The following is a 23813-nucleotide window of genomic DNA, read 5'->3' on the forward strand; positions in this document are numbered from 1 at the left end:
GCAAAAGTGAAATATTATCCCTCAGCAATCATAATTTCGAACTGACACTTCAGAGTTCGTAATTTTACATTCGATATTCTGCGGTTCAGACATCCCCCCCTTCACTATTCCATTCTGTCTCTCCAATACTTCGGCTCTTTATGTAAATGCATCACTGCCACTACGTAAATTATATTATTAGCTTCACTGTAGTGGTAGAGTATTCCATACGGAAATCGATTGGTTAAAGATCTGCGGAGGTTTTTTGAAATAGACGTCCATGCCGTAGGGTTTATTCGTATTCTCTCTAACACTCTTTTGACTTCACCTGAAAACTTTATTCCGAGCCCTCTCTCCTGCTGTTCGTAATATTCAATTGCCTTCTTGAACTCCAATTCGGCATCCGGGTGAAACTGGACAGTCATCCTTTATATTTTCGTTCAATCTCCTCGAACAGATCTTCCTCAGATTTCAATGTGACATTCCCTTCACGAACCTGAGTTAACCTCTCTTCTGCAACTTTCACCCATTGTTTATCGTTTTCAGGATCAACTTCATGCATGGATTGAAGTATTTGATCTGCGATATAGACCTTTTCATCATTGGAGAGAGTTTCCACCCTTTCAAGTATTTCTTTTGTGTCTGATTTGCTCATAGATTTCTCCGGGAATTGGGATTATACTGTCTTAATAACGTCCATTCTATCAATTTATGCAATATGAATATCGAACTGACACTTCAACATTCGTTATTAGTGATTCAATATTCTGCGGTTCAACATCGAGGAACCATTCACCGCAGTGGACGCAGAGTTGCGCAAAGTTTTATTTTAACAAACTTAGTGACCTTGGTGAAATCCATTGTGAACATCGTGGTAAAAAAAGAGCTTGAGACTTGAGTCCTGCAGCCTGAAAATCCACTCGTCGGACGAACCGCCGCAAACCCACGTCGGAATTCGGCAGACGAGGTAGAATTCAAAATTCATCATTCACCATTTAAAATTCCTATCTACCATTTACTATTTTCCAACAACTTTTTCCCGAATAACCTCCAGCATCTCCTTCGCTAGCTTTTTTCGATCGTAGGCCCTGGCTAGATTCAATGCATTCTCAGACAGTGTTTGATACAACTCCTTATCCCCAACCAATCGATTTACCGCATCCGCAAATTCAGTACTGTTCTCCGGTTCAAAGCAGACTCCCGCATCAAACTCATCAATAATCTCTTTGGCCTGACCTTCTACCCCCAGAATGATCGGTTTACCCATCGCACACGCTTCAAATATCTTGGACGGGATCACTGTTTTAAACGTATCCGATTTCTTTAGCGGCACCAATGATGCATTCGTCAATGCCAAGTAATCCGGTATCTGATCTTTTGGAATCGGATCCAGAAAAGTCACATTCTCCAGCCCCTTGTCTTCGGCCATCGATTTCACCTTCTCTTTCTCTGCACCGTCTCCGATAAACAGGAAGTGAATATTCCCGAAATCAGCCTTCGCAATCGATTCTATTACAAAATCCAGCGAGTGAGCCAGGCCGTGGGTACCGATATATCCGATCACAAATTCCTCTTTGATGCCGAGTTTCTCCTTCAACTCCGGATTCTTCCGATCCGGATCAAAAAGCTCCAGGTTCGCCCCGTTTGGAATCACATGCATCTTCTCTTTCGGAATACCCCGATTCACTAAATTTGTTTTAAATGCCGGTGTATTGGGTATAACCAGATCAGCAGATTTATAGAGACCCAGCTCTATCTTTTCCAGTGTTCGGTACGCACGGCTCTCTTTGCTCATGGCTCCGACCGTTGCGATCGACTCCGGCCAGAGATCACGCAACTCAAAAACCCACGGTTTGCGCTTCAGTTTAGACAAAAACCAACCGGCCCACGTCGTAAAAAACTGGGGCGACGTCGCAATGATCACATCCGCTTTTTCAAACAGTCCGAAAACAGAAGACATCCAGGCAAAACTCATGTAGTCGAGCGTTCGTTTAACAAATCCCTGGTTGGCCGATATATACGACCACAAACGAACCACCTTTATTCCATCGATATGTTCAACCTGCTTGATCCGGTTTTTGTAACCGTCATAAATTTTACCTTGAGGGAAATTCGGATTACACGTAAGTACGGTTACCTCAGCTCCCTCATTCACCCACTCTATCGCATGTTCATAAGTTCGCGTAGCCGGAGCATTCACTTCCGGCGGGAAATTGTCCGTGATGAATAGAATTTTCATTTAGTTAATTATTCAGATTAAACTCTAATTTTCAGAAAAACTCTCCCCTAATAAGGGGAGATAAAGAGGGGTGTATATCAGCTTTTCATGTATTCATTTACCACAATGTTTCGCAGTGTACTGCGCAGTGTTACACAGAGTATTGATCTTACACTGTGCAACTCTGTGAGTTCCTCTGTGTCACTCAGCGGTTAACCTTTTGATATCACTGTTTTCAACCGATCCCCAAAAACCACCCGCAATCTCAACGCTTCCGTCTTTTTATTAAATCCCAGGCAGTACTCATACGATTCTATCTCTGCTGACCGAAACCCATCGAGCGCCAAAATAAGGTTTTCTATATGGAATGTCCCGCGATCTAATTCCCGTACAACCACCTCAGGATGAAAATGAAACCAAGCCTCTGCCCGCTTTACGTCACCATCCACTAAATCCTCAATCTGTAAACTTCCATCCTCTATCGTCCATTTGCGCCTGTGCTTACAGCCAATATGTTCATAACCTGTATGCGTCGCCGAAAGAACGCCTTCAAGATCCTCTAAAATTTCAGGTATAGCCCTTCTTCCCACTCTGAATCCGCCCCATACATCCGACTGCTCCTCACCGTTGATCATCACCGTGTTGTGCGAGGCTGTTCCCCTCTCCTCTTCGCGGCGACTGTTTTTCTCATACGTTGAAATTTCCCTGTCCACAATCACCGGCTTGCCCTTATGATAAAGTACAAAAGAGAGCATGTCGCAGTGTGCGTGACCCGGCTGATAGCTCGGTCCAACCGATCCCACATCGGCCTCCATTTCAAAATCGCCGGACTCAAATTTACGATAGCCCGATTCAGTCAGCTTAATAGGTTCCGGACTAAATCCGAGTCGTTTTGCATAGTCCAGTATGGTCTTCGGATCCAACGCCTGCCCATGCGTGCTGTCATTAAACATCGGTATGTCGCCGTTTCTGAACTGCATGGTATCCAACCAGTTGACCATCAACTGAATCTTTTGCTCCAGGAGATTCTGCATCTCTTTGAGATCGTGATTGTTGTTAATGAGCAGGTTGTACCCGTCCAGTGCCCTCTGAAGTAAAATGGTGTGATACATCGGAGAGAGCTCAAAATGTGCGCCATCTTCTAAAATCTGTTCATTGAGTTCTCTAGACAGAATCTTTTTCGCAAGTTGAGTCAATTTCTCATCCTGAAAGAATACAGCGCCGAAGAGCAGAGAAAATCCATTCTCCAGCAGGTGATTTCCAAGAAGGTGGTACTCCGGTTTTTTGGTTAGTACCAGATATTGAACATGGAGCGATTCCACGATATGTTGAGGAAAGCGTTGATGAACAGCCAGAAACTTGATCCAGTTAATGGTGCGAAGCGAGATGGGATACGGCTCCATTCCATCCATTCGATTTTGAATATCGGCAAGGAAGTCATCCATCAGCTCTTTCCCGGTTTCCCATCTCATCCCGGGCTGATGAAGATAGTCGAAGTAGTTCAGATGGTAAGTCCACAGTTTCCCGTAACCCGAGTAATTCCAGTTGATGGATTCATTGAATGTGTGTTCCTGATGTAACAGTGAAAAATGGCCATCTTCCAAATAGTGCTCAAACTGTTTTGGAAACGGTTTGAGCTTTACCTCCTGAAATTCAGGAGCTTTTAGACCATCTGGCACTTCAACCGGAAAAAACCGGTCCCTCACCCTGTACCACACCTGATACCGTATTTGTATCGGCTTAAGGTGTTTGAGGGTGTGATAATATCGATTGAGCTTTTTCAACATTAGCTTTTGAACCACAATGTACACAAAGGATTTTCACAAAGAACACAACGTTGTGTTCACTGTGCCTTCGTTGTGCCCTTTGTGGTTTATTGTATTTTTATCGGCCTTTTTTTCTTCAATGACTCAATTGCCGCAAAGGTCGCCCTTGTTGTATTCACAATTTCATCAAACGGAATGAGCGGTTCGCCGCCCTCTTTCCAGCGCTGGGTCAGGAGCTCGAACTGTTTATGATGCCCTTTATCCTGCTTCGTCTTCAACAGCTTGCTGCCAAACCCTTTTCCATATCCATATCCATCCAGCCTTCGGAAATTGTCGAGGATGAGGTTGTTGCCTTGGTAATACACTTCCACCCGCTCTTTGGAATAGGATTTATTGCCGTTGGCAAAGTAGTTGATCACACCCAGCGATCCGTTTTCATATTTGAGGTGGATGGAGGCATTGTCGGTGTTTTCTTTGGGATCTGTGCCCATGGCCTGCATGCTCACTTCAACTACTTTGGAGCCGGTCAGGTAGGTGATCAGATCCACATAGTGACAGGCCTCTCCGACAATACGACCGCCACCCGATTCCAGATCGTGAACCCACACTTCCGGGGGAATATGCCCGGCGTTCATGGTGGCAATCACATTCATTGAACCCGGACGTTCGCCTAAAAAGGATCTCATCTTCTCGGCATGAGGAGAGAACCGGCGGTTAAATCCAACCGTTACCGTATTTCCTGTCTCTTCTACCGTGGTTATTATCTCATCCAGCTCTTCCGGTTTCAGGGCCAGCGGTTTTTCTACAAAGACCTGCTTTCCGGCCTTCAGGGACTGAATAGTCATTCCGGCATGCAGGTTATGCTGGGTGGTAATGACCACTCCATCCACATCCTCATCACGTAACACCGCATCCAGATCCGTGGTGCTGTTGGGTACCCCATACTTTTTGGCCAGAGTAGTCGAAGAAAGCCCGCCTGAGCTCACGATATATTTCATCTCCGCCCTACCCTTTTTCAGCGAAGGCAAAATCATCGCCTGCGTAAAATTCCCCGCACCCACAATCGCCATGGTTCCCTTACCACCTTTATAATCAGTCTCAGGTATCGAAATCGTCCTACCTAACTGCTTTTTCTTTGTGTTCTCCGTGCCCTCTGTGGTTCGATCGACAGGATATTCAAGAATAGATGCAATACTCTTACCACCATCCATATCCCCATAAATCTCTAAATAATCTTCCAGCTTCACACGCTCCGTAATCAATGATTGCACATTCAAACTCCCATTCCTAATCGCCTCCAAAACTGCCTCAAAATTCCGCTTCTCCGTCCATCGCACATAGGCCAGCGGATAATCATTCCCACGCTGTTCATACTCCTCATCGTAGCGACCGGGACCGTAGGAACAGCTCACCTGGAAGCTCAGCTCCTTCTCGTAAAAATCTGCCCGGTCAATATCCAGCCCGATAACCCCCACCAGCACAATACGCCCGCGCTTGCGACTCATATTGGCCGCATGTTTGATTACGTCATTGGATTGGGTACTGGCGGTAATGATCACCGCATCGGCGCCTACCTGACCCGTAAATTCTTCCATGAAACGAACCGGGTCTTGTTTGCCCGAGTTTACGGTGGTGATACCATAACTCTCTGCCTGCTTCAGTTTCTCTTCGTCCAGGTCAAATCCGACTACTTTGCAGCCATTAGCTTTGAGTAGTTGGCTTGTGATCAACCCAATTAAACCCAAACCGATGACCGCTACGGTTTCACCTAAGGTAGGCTGAACCAAGCGAATGCCTTGCAAGCCAATAGCGCCCACGACTGTAAATGAAGCTTCCTCATACGAAACGTCTTCCGGGATTTTGGCGACCAGATTTTTGGGAACAGCCACATACTCGGCGTGATTTCCATTGGAAACCACCCGGTCTCCGGGACTGAATTCCGTTACCCCTTTTCCCACTTCCACCACTTCACCGGCCTGGCTGTACCCCAGTGGCAGTGGCGTTCCCAGCTTTCTGAATACCGCTTCCACCGTGGGCTGTATGCCGTCGGTTTTCATTTTGTTGATGACCTCCTTTACCCGCTCGGGCTGCTGACGCGCTTTGTCTAACAAATTTGCTTGACCAAAACTGACCAGCATTTTTTCCGTTCCCAGAGAAACCAGGGTGCGATGAGTTTTAATGAGCACTTTGCCGGAACCGACTCGAGGAATGGGAACTTTTTCTAATAGGGTATCGCCGGATTTGAGATCTTGGATGATTTGATGCATTTATAAACTTCGTGTTAATTCAATTTCTTTTTCTGTTACCGTGTTTCTAACCATCTCTGTGATATGTAACATTAGCTCAGTAGAAGCTATCACTTCATTTAAATCTCTGTTGTCTTTCTCAAAAGGCTGCATAACAGAGCGTTTGTGGCCGACATCTTTTGGCCTGTATTTCTTTTTATATAATTTTTCTTCATCCCAAATAGTGAGTCTTCTAAAATCATCGATCTTTGCAATGATGGTATCGTACTGAAAATTAATCGTTTCATTAATTCCTTCAAACGGTTCGGAACGTGCAGTAATGGTGATGGATGTTATATCTCCCTCGGGTGTTGTAATGGAAATCGTAATGTTATCATCCGGCTCTTTCGTATTTGAATAGGCAATCTGAACCTTGAAAGCTTTTGGAATGTAACCTCTCCAATTGTACATGTGGATCATGAGGTCCAACCAGTGACCTACATTACCACAAATTCGAGTGCCTTCCTCCGGGTTTCGATACCAATGGTCTTCTGGAATATCATGGGCGGAAATAAAACAATTAAGAGAGAACTTACCTACTGTATTATTTTTTTCTTTTACTCTCTGTTTTATCTTTTGAACGGCCTGGGAATACGGGCGGTTATAACCTGCATAAAAAGACCCGTTACTTTTATTTATAGACTTTATCAGTGATTCAAACTGAGTAAATGTTACAGAGACGGGTTTTTCGCAATAAACATTAATGTCTTTTTCTAAAAACTTTAAAGCATAGGTTGTATGTGAGGCATGATTTGAAGCGATATAAACCAAATCTGTACCGCTTTGATTATAAACCTCTTCCTGCTCTCGAACCACCGCAGGAACTTTGTAATATTTTCCTAATGACTCTGCCTTTTTCTCATCTATATCATAACAAAACAGAAAACGGTTTTTTTTACCTTTTGAAAGAAAATAAGCGATGGTAGAAAACTGGAATTGACCACAGCCAATTAACCCGATGACAGGATTTCTTGATAAAAATTTAGGCTTGAAAATGTTGAAGCTTCTTAACCTGCCTGATACTTTGTTTAGAGTTCTGGACAACCCATAAACTGACCAATAACGAAAAACCTTTTTAAAACCTTTTTTCCCCTTAACTTTCTTTTTCATATACCTCATTCAAAAATTCAACGGTTTCTAAATAATTTTCCCGAAAAGATTTGAATTTATCCTCAAAAACTTTCTTAGGCATTATAAGCTCGTTTCTAAAACTTGATTCGGATAATATTCGATCTATCTGCTCAGAAGCACCGCGCCAATCACCCGGTTTAAAATAAGCTGCATAATCGTCACACACATCTTTATTAAAACTAAAATCTGTTGTAACAATAGGCGTTTCCATGAACAACGCCTCTAATAACGTAGCAGAAAATGTTTCTAAATAAGTCGGTAAGAACACCACACTGGATTTTTCATACCATTCTGCACACTCCTTCTGAGTCAGTTTACCTACATTTAAAATGTGATCTGATACCTTTAACTTTTTACTTTCTTGATTGATTTCATTTAATACTTTAGATCCTTCGGGTAAAGTAAGTATAAACTTAAAATCATGATATCCCGATTCTTTTAGTCCATGAGCTACTAATGGTATTTTATCTATATTCTTATGAGGGTAGGGAGCTGCCAAGCAAAAGATAAAGTTTTCATTTACATTCGTATTAGTTACTGTCTTATAATCTTGAAAAGTTTTAGAAATAGAATTAGGAATAACTTTTACTGAATTTGGTGATTCACCTGTTAATTTAAGAATCCCCCGCTTGGCAGTATCTGATTGAGTAACAAAATATTTCGATCTGCCTACTATTTTTTGTTGTATAAAACTTTTAGTGAGAAACTTTTGCCTATCTATAAATCCATAACAACTTAAAGTTTCCGAATTAAGATGAGTAATTAATCCATTCGTTAGTCTTAATGCCTCTGTAGAATCAAAGCTAACATAAGAAGGCGCACCAATGGAATAAACAATATCCGGGCTTACTCTTTTCTCAACTTCATTGATTTTTCTGAGTGTTTTTTTTCTAGAAATTATTTTAGCAGGGGATCGATTAATAACGGAATAGCTGCCCTGAGGTAAATTTACAGATGCAATATTTAATTCTTTATCTACAACTTCAGAAATTAGGTAGTGCCATTCTACATGTTCTAAAGAAGCTGTAAGTGATTCTTTTATAAAATTGATTGTGACAAATAGGCCTCCCCCAACATTGATAGTAGAAGCATTTAGTAAAATCTTCATTTCTAATACCCCGCTAACCTATCATTGTTTTTTAAAGCAGTATAAACTTCTAAAAGTCTCTTTTGATTAATTACTTCGAGAATAGTTCTTTTATGTATTGAAATAAGTTCATCCTTCTCTTTAGACCTTACATTCTTAAGCCCCCCCCTTCTGTTATCTCTCTTGGACATCCTCTCATATACTTTATTACCCAAATTTTCTTGTTCTTTAAAAAAATCCTTACTTGTTAGAGAGCTACAAAGTTTAACGTACTTTTGTACATCATTTGTAAGAATTGAAAAATCAGCCATATTAATGTTTTTGTCTAAATGAATAAGACAAAATTTGTAATATTCTTCCCATCTCAATGCTTCATTATAAGCCAATTTCTGAATGTTCAAATCGGGGGTAATTGCTAAATTCCTTAAAACAGATGATACAATAGTATTTAATGGTTCTCTAAAGTTAACTATCGTGGGAATTTCACAGTGTATTGCACTTTTCAGTGATGAAATAGTATGAATATGACTTACTAATTTTATGTCATAAAATGCTTCTTTAATGACATTAACTGCAAACGTATTACCGCTTCTTTGAAATCCGGTAATAAACAATTCATGATGCTTTTCAGGTTTAACATATTCTAAGCTTCTCAACTTTGAATATAAATCATAGGTAAACTCATGTTTTTTTATAAATCTTTCTATAGAGCCTTTAGTGGAGATCATAGTGCTATTTGAATTAACTAGAGTTTATTATACATCTATATAATAATATTTATACTTTATATTTAAATTTAAATAAGATTATAGCAATAAAACTTAAAAGCATAAACATATTTCCACTGTTATTTCCAAGTCGAAAATAAAATAGACCAGATGTCATAAACATCATGTAAAAGCTAATTATAAATGATGTTCTAATTATATTCTTGTCATTTGTTCTCTTGTACTGATAGAATATAAAATAAAAGATAGCTGATATAATTATCGTATAGAAGTATCCTCCGCTTTGGTAAAGAGACTTCACAAATGAACCAAAATTCCACGTATAAGGATGGCTCAAATCTCGTTTAGAAGAATTAACACTTTCCCCTTTGATAGAATACACAAGTGGAAAATTAGAACGCCCTAAATCAAATTCATTATGTATTTTTACGGTGCTATTAAGTGTAAAAGGCTGCATACTATAATAATTCAATACTCCATATTGCATCGTACTAATAAATACATTCTCCGTCCTATCGCCAAATCTATCAAAACTGATATATCCAAGCATGCTTACTCCAGATACAATTAACGAAAATAATACTATACGTAATCTCTTTTTAGTCTTTTTTGTTAATACATTTTCAAAATAAAAGTAACCAATTACCAACCCAATAAATGATAGCACTATACCATCCCTTCCGGCCACAGTTAAAACATTGACTATAAAGGCAATTATCCCCAAGAACAAAGAGATTTGGATTATTTTATTCCATTTATTTGTAAGTGATAAATAAAATAAAATTATGTATACATAGAAAAACATTGGAAAACCTACAGCAACTGTAGTAAATATGCTTTCAGGAAGAATTTCGTTACCTAAACCTAATAAATGTCGAGTAGCAGCAGCCCCAAATGTTAGGGACCGTATAGCGTACGGGATTTGATAGAAAAATGAGTATATGGCGCCTATACATAACACTATAACTACAAATAAAAGCACTTTATCCAACTTTATACCGGTTGCATATTTCAAAGGCTTAATTTGTAGTGAAAAATATAGAAATGGAGTTATTACAATTGAATAAAATAAAAAAACAAAAATTGAATCCGTTTCAAAATTATGCCAAGGAAGATGTTCCGGCATTATAAACAATGCCCCTACAGAAGAAAAGAAGTATAAACCACAAATAACTAAAGCAATTTTATTGCCAGATTTAATTGATTTATAAAAAGGAAAGAAAAAAAATATGATTGGTATTAACCTATACCAATACCAAATTTCGGAGGTTACCATTAATTTACTTTTAAATATCTTCTTAATGCAATTGAAGCAACATATATCTTATCTGTAATACCACTTTCGAACTTGAAATACTCTTTGAATGATTTCATTTTCAATAAATTTATCAGCATTCTTCTATTGTAACTTCTAATAATTTTATCTTCATCAATTTCCACATTGTAATGTTCTGCAAACTTCTTAACTACTTTTAATCCTTTTTGTTTAAACTTTTTTAAATTTTCAATATTTGTATGATTTGATGCAGAATTATTGAGTACTCTGTAAGTTGCAGTTGATTCTGACAAATAACCAATTTTTTTGTGAGCTGCTATCTCTAACCACAATGCTTTGTCATATATTTTGTTTAATTCTATACCAACCTTTTTAAATCTATCTAAATCTACAAATTCTTTTAAAAAAAGAGACGTGCATGTAACAAAGGGGTTTTCATAGATCAAGTTTTGAAATACTTTTCCCTGAGGAATACTCTTCCCACTGTTACTATAAAAAGAATATATAATGTTACCAGTGTCTTGATGTAGTCTATTGTAGTCCGTAAAAACAGCACCATAATCAGGATTCTCCTCCATAAACTCCACCTGCTTTTGGAGTTTTAGCGGGTCGGTCCAGTAGTCATCACCTTCGCAGAGGGCAATGTATTTGCCTTTGGCTTCGGGAAAAACGAATCTCGCATAAATACTACCCCCACCTTTTGACCATTGGTTTTCATCTTGAAGTATAATCCGAAAAAGATCCGGATATTCTTTTTTGTATTCCCTAATTATAGTAGCTGTACTATCGGTTGAAGCATCATCGTGAATAATAATTTCAACGGGAAATGTAGTTTTTTGTATTAGAATACCTTCAATAGCATCCCGAATATACTTTTTATGGTTAAAAGTAATAGTACAAATACTTACAATAGGTTTTATTTCTTCATCCCAAGTATGTTCGGTAATGAGTACCGGATCTTTATAACATTTCAATACTTTATCTGTTTCCATGATTCACTATACTCCGTATTATCATATCTTTCCTTCCCTCAACACCTATTGTATAATCTTTTAGTTCATCCCTTCCTTCTTCATTATCAATCCATTTCAAAATTACTCCAGGCAAATTTGCCCCTGCTAAATGACTAAAGGGATATCCCCCGCCAAACCGGCAATTCATTTCCAGTACATAAGGTTTACCGTCAATCAGAAAGCAGTCGGTGTCTAAGTTTGCAATATGTCCTAAAGATTTTGCAATTTGCTCTCCGGTTTTCTCAAGAATTTCATTTTTCTCGGTTATGGCTCCGTCGGTTTCCCCGGAGCGCATAGCGGCTTTCTTTTTAACAAAGGTGGTTACATAGTTTTTTTCTAAATCATTGATAATATCCAAGCCATATTCTTGTCCATTAAGGTATTCCTGAATAATGACCGCATGTTCAGGATCTACTTGGGATTCATACTTTACGTAGCTTTCTTTTACTTCCCGTTTTACCTTTTTATATAAAACTTTTAGTTCCTCTGCATTATCGGCTTTGAAAATTGAAATGGAACCCATACCCCAGCGAGGTTTAATAATTAACGGAAATTGGATATCTCGCTTTTGCAGCGCTCTTTGCGCCTGCTCTAATTCTATAAAAGTTTTGGGGGCATTCAGGTTATTCTGCTTTAAAAACTGGTAGGTATTCCATTTATCATTACAGATTTGAGTTACTTTATAATCCGAAACAATGACGTGAATCCCCAGTTCTTTGAATGATTGCTTTGCCTGGGCTAATATGGGCAGATCAATATCAAATAGGGAAATGATCATACCAATATCATGAACTTGGGCATAGTCTTGTATAAAACTTATGTACTCGTCATCATAGATCAATGGAGTAATAACCGCCTCATCGGCTACTTCCAAAGCTGTTGACCATTCAGAATTTGAGGCATGTACTTTACCCTTTCCGTCTAATACTTCTTTGAAATATTGTACTAAATAGGAACGGCGGCCGGCAGAGGTTAGTAGTATGTTCATAAAAATCTTTGATGTTCTTTAAGCAAATTAATGAGTCCTCCTGTATGCCAAAACAAAACTTTTGCTCCAGATTCAATCTGTTCTTCATTACGCATTTCATAAAGTGCTAAAAGTGCTTTTCCTGTATATACCGGATCCGTTATAAACCCAAACTTTGCTGCCTCCTTAATAACTTCGACTAATTTGGGGTAAACAGAACTATACCCATCTTTAATCCAGTTATCCAAAAAAATCACATCCTTTTTTTGGCTCTCAATTCCTAAAAGTTTTCGAAGATCATGAACGCCTTCTTCAACAACTTTTGTCCCTCTGCCTTTTTCTCTTGCTACAGATATACCAATCACTTTTGTATTGGGGAAACACTCTTCAAATCCAACATGTAATCCTGATTGCGTCCCACCTGTTCCACTTGCGTGAATTACATAATCCGGCACCCAATAACTGAGTTGCTTTTTTACCTCCAACACGGCTTCGTAGTAAGCTTGCATTCCATATACATTATGTCCCCCACCCCAAATATAATAGGGTAAAAAACCATTCTCTTTGAAATCATTCATTGCTTCATCCATTGCGTCGGAGACATCAGCGTGATTTACAAAATTTAAATCAGCCCCAGCCATTTTCATCAACAATAAATTCCCATTCGAATAATCTTCAGAATCATGAATAATGAGTTTAACAGGCCACCCTTTTTGAGCTCCTGCGAGAGCTACAACCCGAGCATGATTAGAGTTTGCTGCACCTGCACTGACTAAAGCATTACTTCCTTTATTTTCAGCGTCTTTCAAAATAAATTGAATTTTTCTAGCCTTACTTCCACCACCTATAAATGGATATAAATCATCATGCTTTACTTTTAAATCAACATCAAGCCAATCAGAAACAGAGTTATATTTCTTTAAAATAGTTTTCATCAGGAATTAAAAGATGTTTTTACGAAATATTTTTTTCCATTTAGTTTAAAAAATGCAGGTTCTTTTCCTGGAAATTCAAATGCTCTTATTACACGATCTATTTTTTCCTCTGAATCAGTTAAATAAAATTGTTTTTTGCCTAATAAGCTGTTCTTGTCATAATAGTTACTATTTATTCCTTTCTTACTATAATTAATCGGCTTTTGTGTTTTAACAGACTTATTAAAAATCGTTTTATAATAATCGTAAAATGAGATAATAAGTGCTTCTTGGGTACGCTGAAATAATGTATATGAAGTATCTTTATCTGTTACTTCAATTTCAGCTCTAACAATAATTTGACCTGAATCAATTTGCTCATCTATAAAATGAATTGTTCCACCACCAAGATTTGAACCTTCTAATATTGTATGACAAGAACTGTAAAGTCCCCCAAATTCAGGTAGTAACCCCCCATGAAAATTCACTATACCCTGTTGAAATAATTGAATATGTTCTTTCTTCAAAATTTTGCTAAACCTACAACTAAAACCAATGTACAGATCATTTTTTTGAAATTTACTTACCAACTCATCTAAAGAAAATTTATGAATTCCCTCTCTCTCTACATACTCTGCTAATAAAGGTACCTTCTCCCAAGGATCATTATTTGTAGGGTTCTCATTTCCAATTACAACTCCTATCAGTTGAACATTTGGATCCTCCATTATATGCTTTGCTACAAGAGTAGCGATAGGTAAATCACCAAAAACAATTATTTTCTTCATAATTCTTTACTAATAATTCTCACTATTTCTTCAATACTTTCTATTTCCAATGAAAAATACACAGGCAAACATAAAATCCGCTCCGAAATATCTTTCGACACCTTCACTTTTTCCGTCTTCACATATTCTAACGTATCCAAACTCGGGTAAAAGTACCGGCGGGGATAAATGTCGTTTTGTTCCAAAGCTTCTTTCAGCCGTAACGTTATAGCTTCGCTTTCAAAAATAACCGGGTAGTAGGCGTAATTCCACCCGGTATCTTTCTGAATAGATATACTCCGTACCAGAACCTCCTTCAACAGTTTCTCATACAGAAGGCACTGTCGTTTACGACTAGCCAGAATTTTTTCAATATAAGCAAGATTGCACAATCCCATCGCCGCATGGAATTCTGAATTTTTACCGTTAATACCCACCCCATCAAATTCTTTAAAACCGGCATGACCAAAATTCCGCATACGGCTCATCCGGTAGTTGATTTCTTCGTCTTTGGTAAACACTGCCCCTCCTTCCACCGTATGAAAGAGTTTGGTGGCATGAAAACTGGAAGTGCTTACATCACCGAATTCAAACACCGATTGGTTTTTATAGGTGGTGCCGAAACAATGAGCGGCATCATAAATCACTTTTAAATCATGTTTGTCGGCTATGGACTGTATAGCTTCAATATCGCAAGGATTCCCAAAAACATGTGTGGCTAAAATTCCGGTTGTTTTGTCGGAGATAGCCTCTTCAATAAGTGTCGGGTTTATATTCAAAGTTTGTGGATCAATATCCACAAATACCGGTGTGCATCCCTCCCAAACAATGCTGGATGTGGTTGCCACATAGGAAAAGGGTGTAGTAATAATTTCGCCTTTAAGCCCCAACGCTTTAATGGCAATTTGCAGGGCTATGGTGCCATTCGTAAGGTACAGTAAGTGCTCAACGTCCAGGTAATCCTTCAGTTTCTGCTCCAGCTGCTGTACCAGCGGACCGTTGTTGGTCAGATACTCCCGATCCCAAATTCCTTGCAGGTATTGCTCGTATTCTTCTCGCGGAGGCATGTATGGCTTGGTAACGGGGATCATACGTGTAAGATGGTTTTAATTTTTTTAGGTAAAAACGGAGCGGCCATTTCTAAAACCATCTGTACAATCTCCGTACGATATATCAAATTGCCAATGAGATAAATTGATGCTGAAAGAAATAGATACCCTATTAACATTATTAAAGAATGTATTGGATATATTATTGTCAAGCTGACCACTATAACCGTCATAGGAACAGACAATCCCAAAACTTTTAATACATCCACACTCTGCTCACTGATTGAATAATCTAAAAATTTTGCTGTGTACCATGTATTTATAAATAGAGCAACATAAGATGAAATGACTTGCCCTATCAAGAGACCATAAATCCCAAATTGTAATCCTATCAATATGGCTAGTGTTATATTTACTTTTTTAATGATTTCCAGTTTCAAAAAAAGGTCTGATCTTCCAAATACTTTCAGTACATTTAAATTTATAGCATGCAGATGATATAGAGCTCCACTTATACATAAAATTTGTAAAAACGGTGCAGCAGGTATCCATTGTACCCCTAAAACATATTCCATAATTGGTTCTGCGAAAAAAATCAAAATAAGCATAGATGGAAAAATTATAAACGAAGTACTTTGAACTACTTTTCGATACCCTTCTTTAATTCTTTTTTTGTCATCTGCTATTTTTGATAGCAGTGGGTAAGAAACTTTCTGAATCACAGAGGTTAAATTCTGACTTACTATTTGCTGCATCTCTTTTGCCTGAGTATAAAATCCTAAAATTGAGGCAGGAAAAAACTTTCCAATAACCAGTTTGTAAATGTGTTGGTAAGTAGTAGCCAATAATCCAGATAACAACAATTTGTATCCAAAGCTAAATAACCTGTCGAATGATTCTTTATTAAAAGAGAATAAAATTTTTGCAGGCTGCAATATCCACAGAGCAACGCTACTAAAAAATGCGAAAAGTAAATATTGAGCCACCAAAGACCATACTCCAAATCCAATATAAGCCATCGATATAGAAACTATACCAGCTATAAATACTGCAGGGACCTGTGCAAAGGCCTGTTTTTTAAATTCCAATTGTTGAGTCATTTCGGAACGCTGTACAATGGCTACCCCAAAAAATATAATTGATAAGCCCATTACACGGGTCAATTCTATAAGTTCCGGACGTTCATAAAAGGAAGCAATCCATGGAGCACTTATATATAGCAATCCGTAAAATAAAAATGATAAAAGCAGATTAAACCAAAATACCGTTGAACGATCCTGATCGGTAATTTCTTTCTCCCGAATTAGCGCCTGTCCCATACCACTATCAATAAAACTCTTTGATATAGCGAAAAAGATTATAAGCATGGCTACCAAGCCAAAATCTTCAGGTGTGAGTAACCTTGCCAAAATAATAAATATTACCGCTTGTAATATCTGCTGCCCAAACCGCTCAACAGCAACCCATAAAACACCTTTTGAGGCTTCTACTTTAAGAGACATGCAGTTCGATTAACCTTTTTAAATATGCTCCATAGCCGTTTTTCTTAAGCTCATCAGCTTTTTCTAACACCTCTTCAGTGGTTATCCACTTTTTTCTCCATGCGATCTCTTCCAGACAGGCAATTTTGTATCCTTGCCGTCTCTCAATAATTTCCACATATTGAGCCGCCTCGATCATCGCGTCGTGCGTACCGGTATCGAGCCAGGCATATCCACGCCCCAAAACCTGAACGTGGAGATCATCCAGCTCCAGGTATCGCTGATTGACAGAAGTAATTTCCAGTTCACCTCGGTCAGAGGGTGTTACATTTTTTGCAACATCAACTACGCGGTTATCATAAAAATATAATCCGGTCACCGCCAAATTACTTTTTGGATTATTCGGTTTCTCCTCAATGGAGAGGGCTTTTCGATTTTTGTCAATCTCCACCACCCCAAACCGTTCGGGATCGCTTACCCGATATCCAAATACAGTAGCCCCCATCAAATTTTCTGCCGTTTCTTCAAGTTTGTCTCCAAACCCTTGTCCATAGAAAATATTATCTCCCAAAATCAAACATACATCATCATCTCCAATAAATTCTTCGCCGATGATGAAAGCCTGTGCCAGTCCATCTGGACTAGGCTGCACGGCATAGGATAGGTTAATGCCCCATTCGGAACCATCACCTAAAAGGCGTTTAAAGCTATCGTTGTCTTCGGGGGTAGTAATGACCAAAATTTCCCGAATGCCAGCGAGCATAAGTACCGAAAGCGGGTAATAGATCATCGGCTTGTCGTACACCGGCATTAGTTGTTTGCTAATGGCTTTAGTAACAGGGTATAAACGAGTTCCGGAGCCGCCTGCGAGTATAATTCCTTTCATGTTGTGAATTTTGAATGGAAAATTATGAATTTTGAATTATTTAAGCTGTACCGAGTCTTTCGAGATCGTAGTTGTTTTCTGTGACAGCCTCACACCAATCAATATTTTCGAGATACCATTGAATAGTTTTCTTTATTCCACTATCGAAGGTTTCTTCCGGTGTCCAGCCGAGTTCTTTTTCTATTTTTGAGGCATCTATGGCATAGCGAAAATCATGGCCCGGACGGTCAGTTACGAAAGAGATTAGTTCTCTGAAATTACCTCCAGTTTCTTTTGGGACCAACTCGTTCAGGGTGTCACAAATGGTGTGTACTACTTCAATGTTTTGTTTTTCGTTGTGTCCACCGATATTGTAGGTTTCACCGGGTTCTCCTTCTTCTACTACTTTCAATAGCGCGCGGGCATGGTCATCTACATAAAGCCAATCTCTCACATTTTCACCGGTTCCATACACGGGAATGTCTTCACCCTGCAATGCTTTTAAAATTACAACCGGGATGAGCTTTTCAGGAAACTGATACGGACCATAATTATTAGAGCAGTTGGTGATCATGGTTGGTAAACCATAGGTGTGATGCCAGGCTCTTACCAAATGGTCAGATGATGCTTTACTAGAGGAGTAAGGTGAACGAGGGTCATATGGAGTCTCCTCAGTAAAAAATCCTTCATCTCCTAATTCACCATATACTTCATCTGTAGATACATGCAGAAAACGAAAGCTTTCTTTTCTGTCTCCTTCTAAACTTTGCCAATACTGCTTTGCTTCTTCTAATAATGCATGCGTGCCATTCACATTTGTTATAATAAACTCTGCAGAACCGTCTATGGAGCGATCTACATGGGATTCAGCTGCGAGGTGCATTATGGCATCAGGATGAAATTCGTTGAATATTCGATTGATTTCTTCCGCATCGCAAATATCTACCTGCTCGAATTGATATCGGTTAGAATCTGAAATGGATTCCAAAGACTCTAAATGTCCGGCATAGGTGAGTTTATCAATATTCAAAACTTCATGTTCGGTTTCATTGATAATCATTCGGATTAAAGCTGAACCTATGAAGCCCGCGCCGCCTGTTACGATGATTTTTTTTGAACTTTTATCCATGACATACTTTATTACTAATTAAATCGTCTTTTGTAATACGTTTTGAAAACTTTACATAAGTCTTTTTGTTCTGTTTGATGGGCATTCCTTAACGCTGACAGGTTCTCCGTGCTGCTTCGTACGCTGTCAGGTTGTTTGGGAAATTACAATCGGTCATCGGTCTCCCGTTAACGGTCAATCTTTTTAAGAATGTTCTCTACAGCCTCTTCAACCGAAATCTCATCCGTATTCAACGTTACGGCAGAACTCTCGGGAGCCTCATGATCGGCATCATAACCGGTCAATCCTTTGATCTCGCCATCCTTTGCTTTTTGGTAGAGTCCTTTCGGATCACGTTCCTGCGCGGTTTTAGGATCGCAGGTCACGTGAACTTCCATAAATCGTTTATCGGGGAAGAGACTTCGTACTCGGTCTCTGTCTTCCTTGTAGGGTGATACAAAGGTGCAGAGTACAATGTTCCCGTGCTCAAAGAATAGCCTGGCCACTTCTCCAACACGGCGGATGTTTTCGGTGCGGTCTTCCGGGCTGAAGCCGAGGTCGCCGTTCAGTCCGTGGCGCACCTGGTCGCCATCCAGCAGAACGGTCTGTTTGCCTTCTTCCCAGAGTTTCTTCTCCAGGGCTTTGGCAATGGTGCTCTTTCCGGCTCCGGAGATTCCGGTAAACCAGAGGACGATGGCTTTGTGGCCGTTGCGGGTTTCGCGCTGCTCACGTGTAATATTCCATGGTTCCCAATGGACATTGGGTGAGACAAGGGTCGTTCCTTTGGAACTTACACCCCCCTGCGTCCCCCCTTGATAAGGGGGGAATTTTTTATCAGCCCCACGGTCGTCGGTCTCCGGTCGCCCGTCAGACGACTCTGTCGTCTTAGAGCGGATCATTCCGGCACCGACGGTTACGTTGGAGGCGGGATCAATCACGATGAAGCTTCCGGTTTTTTGGTTGGAGCGGTAGGCATCAATGAAGAGCGGCTGGGCGGAGGTCAGTTTTACCCGGCCGATTTCGTTCAGATCGAGTCCTTCGGCATCTTCACGGTGAAGACTATCCACATTCATACGGTAGATGACCTCATCAATATAAACTGGTGTGGTTTTGGTGGTGTGCATCAGCAGGTACTGTTTGCCGGTCTCCATCGCCTCCTCATTCATCCAGCAGAGGTACCCCTCAAATTTTGAGGTGATTTCCGGCACATTATTCTTCCGCACAATCATATCCCCGCGGGAGATATCAATTTCGTCCTCAATCGTCAGAGTAATGGAATCACCCGGCAGAGCTTCATCTTCATTCCCATCATGAGTCACAATCTCTTTGACCCTGCTTGAGAGCTTGGACGGCAGTACCGTAATCTCATCACCCGGCTTAATTCTTCCGGACGCCACTCGCCCGGAAAATCCTCTGAAGTTTTGGTTTGGCCGAATCACATACTGCACCGGAAAACGGAAATCGACGACGTTCTCTGAGGCATCCACTTTCACTGTTTCCAGGTGGTGAAGAAGAGTCGGGCCATTGTACCAGGGCATATGGTTTTTTTCTTCCCCGGTCAGTCGGGTTTTGGAGACCACATTATCTCCTTTTAGAGCGGAAATCGGAATATAAGTTACATCATCAATGTCCAGTTTTTTGGCGAAAGAACGGAAATCGGCAACAATTTCGTTAAATACATTCTCATCGTAGTCTACCAGGTCCATCTTGTTCACGGCAACAACCAAGTGAGGAATCTGAAGCAGGGATGAGATAAAGGCGTGACGGCGGGACTGGGTCAGAACGCCTTTGGAGGCGTCGATCAGTACAATGGCCAGCTCGGCAGTGGAAGCTCCGGTCACCATATTTCGGGTGTACTGGGTGTGCCCCGGAGTATCAGCAATTATAAATTTTCGTTTCGGCGTGGCAAAATAGCGGTAGGCCACATCAATGGTAATCTTCTGCTCTCTCTCCGCTTTCAATCCATCGGTCAGCAGCGCCAGGTTTACCTCCTCTTCCCCGCTGCTCTTGGAGGTCTTCTCAATCGCCTCCATTTGATCCTCAAAAATCGACTTCGAATCATACAGCAGCCGCCCGATCAGGGTACTTTTCCCGTCATCCACGCTACCCGCAGTGGTAAAACGGAGCAGATCCATGTCGAGATACTTATAGTCTTCGGCGTCTGTAGTTTTGAGTTTTGAGTGTTGAGGTTTGAGGTTGTTCTCTTCTTTCTTGCTCATTCAGCTTATTTATTTTGACGGTAGACGGATGACCGTAGACCATTGTTATCAATTCTGTTGTTGTTTAAAATATGTTTTTCTTGACCGCGGACCGTTAGCTCACTTCGTGACCTGACCGATGACCGTTCACTCGCTACGCGAGTCGACCGATGAACTTCGCTTGCGAACTGATCTGCGCTCATAGAGCTTTAATCATCGGTAAGTAAGGCAAAGCCTTGCGATGGTCATCCGTCAACAGTCAGTTTCCGTTCTTCATCAAGGACCGTTTAAATGCCTGCAATTTACCAAACAGTATGTTGCATTTACTTTCTAACTTATGTTTTAATTCATTTCCTATGATATAACCTCGCCTTTCCATCAATCGAATACATCCAATCACTTCTATAAGTGACCTGATCGCATACCCAATAAATCTGGTCTGTTCTTTATCGGATTGCGATGTTGATCCCTCAGCAATATTCAAAGAAATTGATGTTACCGCACGATTTATTTGTGTTACCAGGTTAAACTTTTCAATATCCGGCAAACCGGTACTTGCTTCGTAAACCATATCATTCAACTCTAAAGAGAGTTGCCAAACTTCCAAATCTTCAAATTTATATCTCATGACTTTTATGATTAATGACTGTTCATATCATAAGAGCCAATAATTTTTATTTCCTTACAAAATTTAAATTTGTTGCTACCGGTCATCCGTCTTCGGTCCGTGAAACAAAGTTTCACTTTCGGTCAGCAGACAAAGTCTGCGCGGTCACCCGTCCCCGGTCGCAGCGAAGCTGCACACGTCTAAAAATACCCTTGACGTTTTCGATCCTCCATCGCAGTCTCACTTCGCTTATCATCGTGGCGGTTGCCTCGCTCGGTTTGACGGGCAGAAGCGACTTCCTGGATGATCTCTTCCATATTGGATGCTGTGGATAGAACCGCGCCTGTACAGGTCGCATCTCCGATGGTTCGGAACCGCACGGTTTTGGTCACAATCTCCTCATCCGGCTGACGATTTACAAAATCAGTATCCGCTAGCCAAACACCGCGTCGGTTAAATACTTCGCGTTCATGAGCAAAATAGAGTTCAGGAATATCAATCTCCTCCTGTGCGATGTACTGCCAGATATCCATTTCTGTCCAGTTACTGATCGGAAAGACACGGAAACTCTCGCCCATGTTTTTACGTCCGTTGTAGAGATCCCACAATTCAGGGCGTTGGTTTTTTGGATCCCACTGCCCAAAACTGTCACGATGTGAGAAAAAACGCTCTTTGGCGCGGGCCTTCTCTTCATCCCGTCGGCCACCGCCCAAAGCGGCATCCACCTGATGTTTTTTCAAGGTATCGAGCAGCGTTACGGTTTGAAGGGCATTCCGGCTGGCATCGGGGCCTGTCTCCTCTTTTACACGTCCTGCATCAATCGACTCCTGTACGCTACCCACAATCAAATCAATACCAAGTTTTTCCACCAGTTTATCGCGAAATTCGATGGTTTCCGGGAAGTTATGACCGGTATCCACATGCATCAATGGAAATGGAATTTTACCCGGATAAAACGCTTTTAGTGCCAGGTGAACCATTACAATGGAGTCTTTTCCGCCGGAAAATAGAAGTACCGGCCGTTCAAACTGCGCTGCCACCTCGCGCATAATATAGATCCCTTCATCCTCTAACTGCTTCAGGTGGCTCTGTCTTTTAATCATTCTCTTTTTCTCTTTAGCTGGCTTCTAAATTTAGTAAGTTCGAAAGATAGGTGTTGTTGTGGAAAATATCGAGGGGAAAATTGAGTAGTTTTGAGTGTTTAGTTTTGAGTTTTGAGTTGACCGATGACCGGTGACGGTAGACCGTCGAATTGACCGGTGACCGAAGACGGGCGACCGTATGCTTGTCTGGGGACTTACATCTGTCAACACACGAAAAATATGTGTCATCGTTTATGGATAAGTCATATATCTACTACCCAGAGGACTGGTTAAAGTCTGACTTAGAAGATCATAGAAAACACGATCTGTATATTATCGCCTCAAAAAATCATCGCACTCCAAACTACTCCCTCTATTCGGCGGGAATTTATTCGTTTCACCTATACCCCGCATTTCATGCGGAGCTACCCATATTCTGCCCCTACAGGGCAGTGTAGCCACATCCATAAAAACGGCGTTGCACAAAACCTCGAACCATCTCAGAACCCAATACGCCGCCTTAACAATACTGCGCCCTGTCTTTCTGAGCGAAGAGAGGAGCACCGCGACGAATGCAGTCGAAGAATCTCCTATTCGGTCTATCACATGCGATAATCGGTATGCGCATAAAAGCTTACACTGTAATCAATAAGAATTCCGGCTTGCCGGCCCAAATTATTCGGGATTGGTACTTTTTGTACTTGTCCGACTACCGGCGGATCAAGACAAAATGAACAAGGAACTCCGTTTGAAATACGATCTACCCAACACCGCCTCAATTCTACCAAGCACTCCAAACTTATCCCTCTATTCGGCAGGGGATTAATCATTACCTATTTTAATCCTGTGGTTAAAACCACAGGCTATAAGCAGGCTACCCCTACAGGGTTGGACTTCTGACTCAATTTAAGAAAGCGGCTTAAAACAAAACTCATAAATCAGCTCAACCCTTATACGCCGCATTTCAAACCCTGCAATTTGTCATTTCGAGCGAGCAAAGCGAGTCGAGAAATCTCCTGATTGCTGTACGGAATACGTTGTACGGTTTACGTAAAAAACTCGTTCAATGGCTTCAGTCCATCAGGCTAGTTTCACTGACCCGGATTCCGTGACAAGACAGAGCTGAGCACTGAAAACTATAGGAACTGTTAATTGTATAACTGAAATCTCATCATCACAATAACTTCGCGTTTGCTTCGTAAAAAATCGGCTTTGTCCACTTCCAAGGCTGAATTTCAAAAACCTATTGATGGATTAATTAATTGATGGATTAATTACATGTATCCGTTCTT

20 protein-coding genes are annotated in these 23813 nt (G+C 40.5%); all 20 read right to left on the bottom strand.

Going from position 1 to position 23813, the window contains the following annotated elements; translation table 11 throughout:
• Window positions 1–104 precede the first annotated feature (104 nt).
• Entirely contained in the window at window positions 105–404 is a 300-nt protein-coding gene (locus CWD77_RS04045; RefSeq protein WP_101071933.1) for a type II toxin-antitoxin system RelE/ParE family toxin, read from the bottom strand.
• The gene (locus CWD77_RS04050; protein ID WP_101071934.1) at window positions 401–634 is read right to left on the bottom strand and encodes an addiction module protein; all 234 of its coding nucleotides are present in this window, start codon (window positions 632–634) and stop codon (window positions 401–403) included. Before CWD77_RS04050 ends, CWD77_RS04045 begins: the two co-directional genes overlap by 4 nt.
• Window positions 635–997: 363 nt before the next feature.
• Window positions 998–2218 carry a glycosyltransferase family 4 protein gene (locus CWD77_RS04060; RefSeq protein ID WP_101071936.1) on the bottom strand — a complete coding sequence of 407 codons (1221 nt, stop codon included), beginning with the start codon at window positions 2216–2218 and terminating at the stop codon, window positions 998–1000.
• A 191-nt stretch (window positions 2219–2409) separates the two neighbouring features.
• On the bottom strand, window positions 2410–3999 hold the full coding sequence (locus tag CWD77_RS04065; protein ID WP_133120174.1) for a heparinase II/III family protein: 1590 nt from the start codon (window positions 3997–3999) through the stop codon (window positions 2410–2412).
• Window positions 4000–4070: 71 nt separating this feature from the next.
• Window positions 4071–6230 carry a bi-domain-containing oxidoreductase gene (locus CWD77_RS04070; protein WP_101071938.1) on the bottom strand — a complete coding sequence of 720 codons (2160 nt, stop codon included), beginning with the start codon at window positions 6228–6230 and terminating at the stop codon, window positions 4071–4073.
• A complete protein-coding gene (locus CWD77_RS04075) occupies window positions 6231–7358 on the bottom strand; it encodes a Gfo/Idh/MocA family protein (RefSeq protein ID WP_165779068.1) in 1128 nt (375 codons plus the stop codon).
• Window positions 7342–8487 carry a glycosyltransferase gene (locus CWD77_RS04080; RefSeq protein ID WP_101071940.1) on the bottom strand — a complete coding sequence of 382 codons (1146 nt, stop codon included), beginning with the start codon at window positions 8485–8487 and terminating at the stop codon, window positions 7342–7344. Before CWD77_RS04080 ends, CWD77_RS04075 begins: the two co-directional genes overlap by 17 nt.
• Window positions 8488–8489: 2 nt before the next feature.
• Window positions 8490–9194, bottom strand: a complete 705-nt coding sequence (locus tag CWD77_RS04085) for a hypothetical protein (RefSeq protein WP_101071941.1) — start codon at window positions 9192–9194, stop codon at window positions 8490–8492.
• 49 nt (window positions 9195–9243) lie between these two features.
• Entirely contained in the window at window positions 9244–10470 is a 1227-nt protein-coding gene (locus CWD77_RS04090) for an O-antigen polymerase (RefSeq protein ID WP_101071942.1), read from the bottom strand.
• On the bottom strand, window positions 10470–11462 hold the full coding sequence (locus CWD77_RS04095; RefSeq protein WP_101071943.1) for a glycosyltransferase: 993 nt from the start codon (window positions 11460–11462) through the stop codon (window positions 10470–10472). Before CWD77_RS04095 ends, CWD77_RS04090 begins: the two co-directional genes overlap by 1 nt.
• Window positions 11449–12471 carry an ATP-grasp domain-containing protein gene (locus CWD77_RS04100; protein ID WP_101071944.1) on the bottom strand — a complete coding sequence of 341 codons (1023 nt, stop codon included), beginning with the start codon at window positions 12469–12471 and terminating at the stop codon, window positions 11449–11451. The genes CWD77_RS04095 and CWD77_RS04100 overlap by 14 nt, the downstream gene beginning before the upstream one ends.
• Window positions 12468–13385: a 1-aminocyclopropane-1-carboxylate deaminase/D-cysteine desulfhydrase gene (locus CWD77_RS04105; protein ID WP_101071945.1), complete on the bottom strand. Its 918-nt coding sequence runs from the start codon at window positions 13383–13385 to the stop codon at window positions 12468–12470. The genes CWD77_RS04100 and CWD77_RS04105 overlap by 4 nt, the downstream gene beginning before the upstream one ends.
• Entirely contained in the window at window positions 13385–14152 is a 768-nt protein-coding gene (locus CWD77_RS04110) for a formyl transferase (protein WP_101071946.1), read from the bottom strand. Before CWD77_RS04110 ends, CWD77_RS04105 begins: the two co-directional genes overlap by 1 nt.
• Entirely contained in the window at window positions 14149–15222 is a 1074-nt protein-coding gene (locus CWD77_RS04115; RefSeq protein WP_101071947.1) for a DegT/DnrJ/EryC1/StrS family aminotransferase, read from the bottom strand. The genes CWD77_RS04110 and CWD77_RS04115 overlap by 4 nt, the downstream gene beginning before the upstream one ends.
• Window positions 15219–16682: a lipopolysaccharide biosynthesis protein gene (locus CWD77_RS04120; RefSeq protein ID WP_101071948.1), complete on the bottom strand. Its 1464-nt coding sequence runs from the start codon at window positions 16680–16682 to the stop codon at window positions 15219–15221. The genes CWD77_RS04115 and CWD77_RS04120 overlap by 4 nt, the downstream gene beginning before the upstream one ends.
• On the bottom strand, window positions 16672–17547 hold the full coding sequence (gene rfbA / locus CWD77_RS04125) for a glucose-1-phosphate thymidylyltransferase RfbA (protein ID WP_101071949.1): 876 nt from the start codon (window positions 17545–17547) through the stop codon (window positions 16672–16674). Before rfbA ends, CWD77_RS04120 begins: the two co-directional genes overlap by 11 nt.
• A gap of 40 nt (window positions 17548–17587) precedes the next feature.
• Window positions 17588–18655: a dTDP-glucose 4,6-dehydratase gene (gene rfbB, locus CWD77_RS04130; RefSeq protein ID WP_101071950.1), complete on the bottom strand. Its 1068-nt coding sequence runs from the start codon at window positions 18653–18655 to the stop codon at window positions 17588–17590.
• Between the two features lie 167 nt (window positions 18656–18822).
• Window positions 18823–20853: a sulfate adenylyltransferase subunit CysN gene (gene cysN, locus CWD77_RS04135; protein ID WP_101071951.1), complete on the bottom strand. Its 2031-nt coding sequence runs from the start codon at window positions 20851–20853 to the stop codon at window positions 18823–18825.
• A gap of 238 nt (window positions 20854–21091) precedes the next feature.
• Window positions 21092–21460: a four helix bundle protein gene (locus CWD77_RS04140; protein ID WP_101071952.1), complete on the bottom strand. Its 369-nt coding sequence runs from the start codon at window positions 21458–21460 to the stop codon at window positions 21092–21094.
• 179 nt (window positions 21461–21639) lie between these two features.
• Entirely contained in the window at window positions 21640–22542 is a 903-nt protein-coding gene (gene cysD, locus CWD77_RS04145; protein ID WP_101071953.1) for a sulfate adenylyltransferase subunit CysD, read from the bottom strand.
• Window positions 22543–23813 lie beyond the last annotated feature (1271 nt).

Origin of the sequence: Rhodohalobacter barkolensis, assembly GCF_002834295.1 — a bacterium.
Lineage (GTDB): Bacteria > Bacteroidota > Rhodothermia > Balneolales > Balneolaceae > Rhodohalobacter > Rhodohalobacter barkolensis.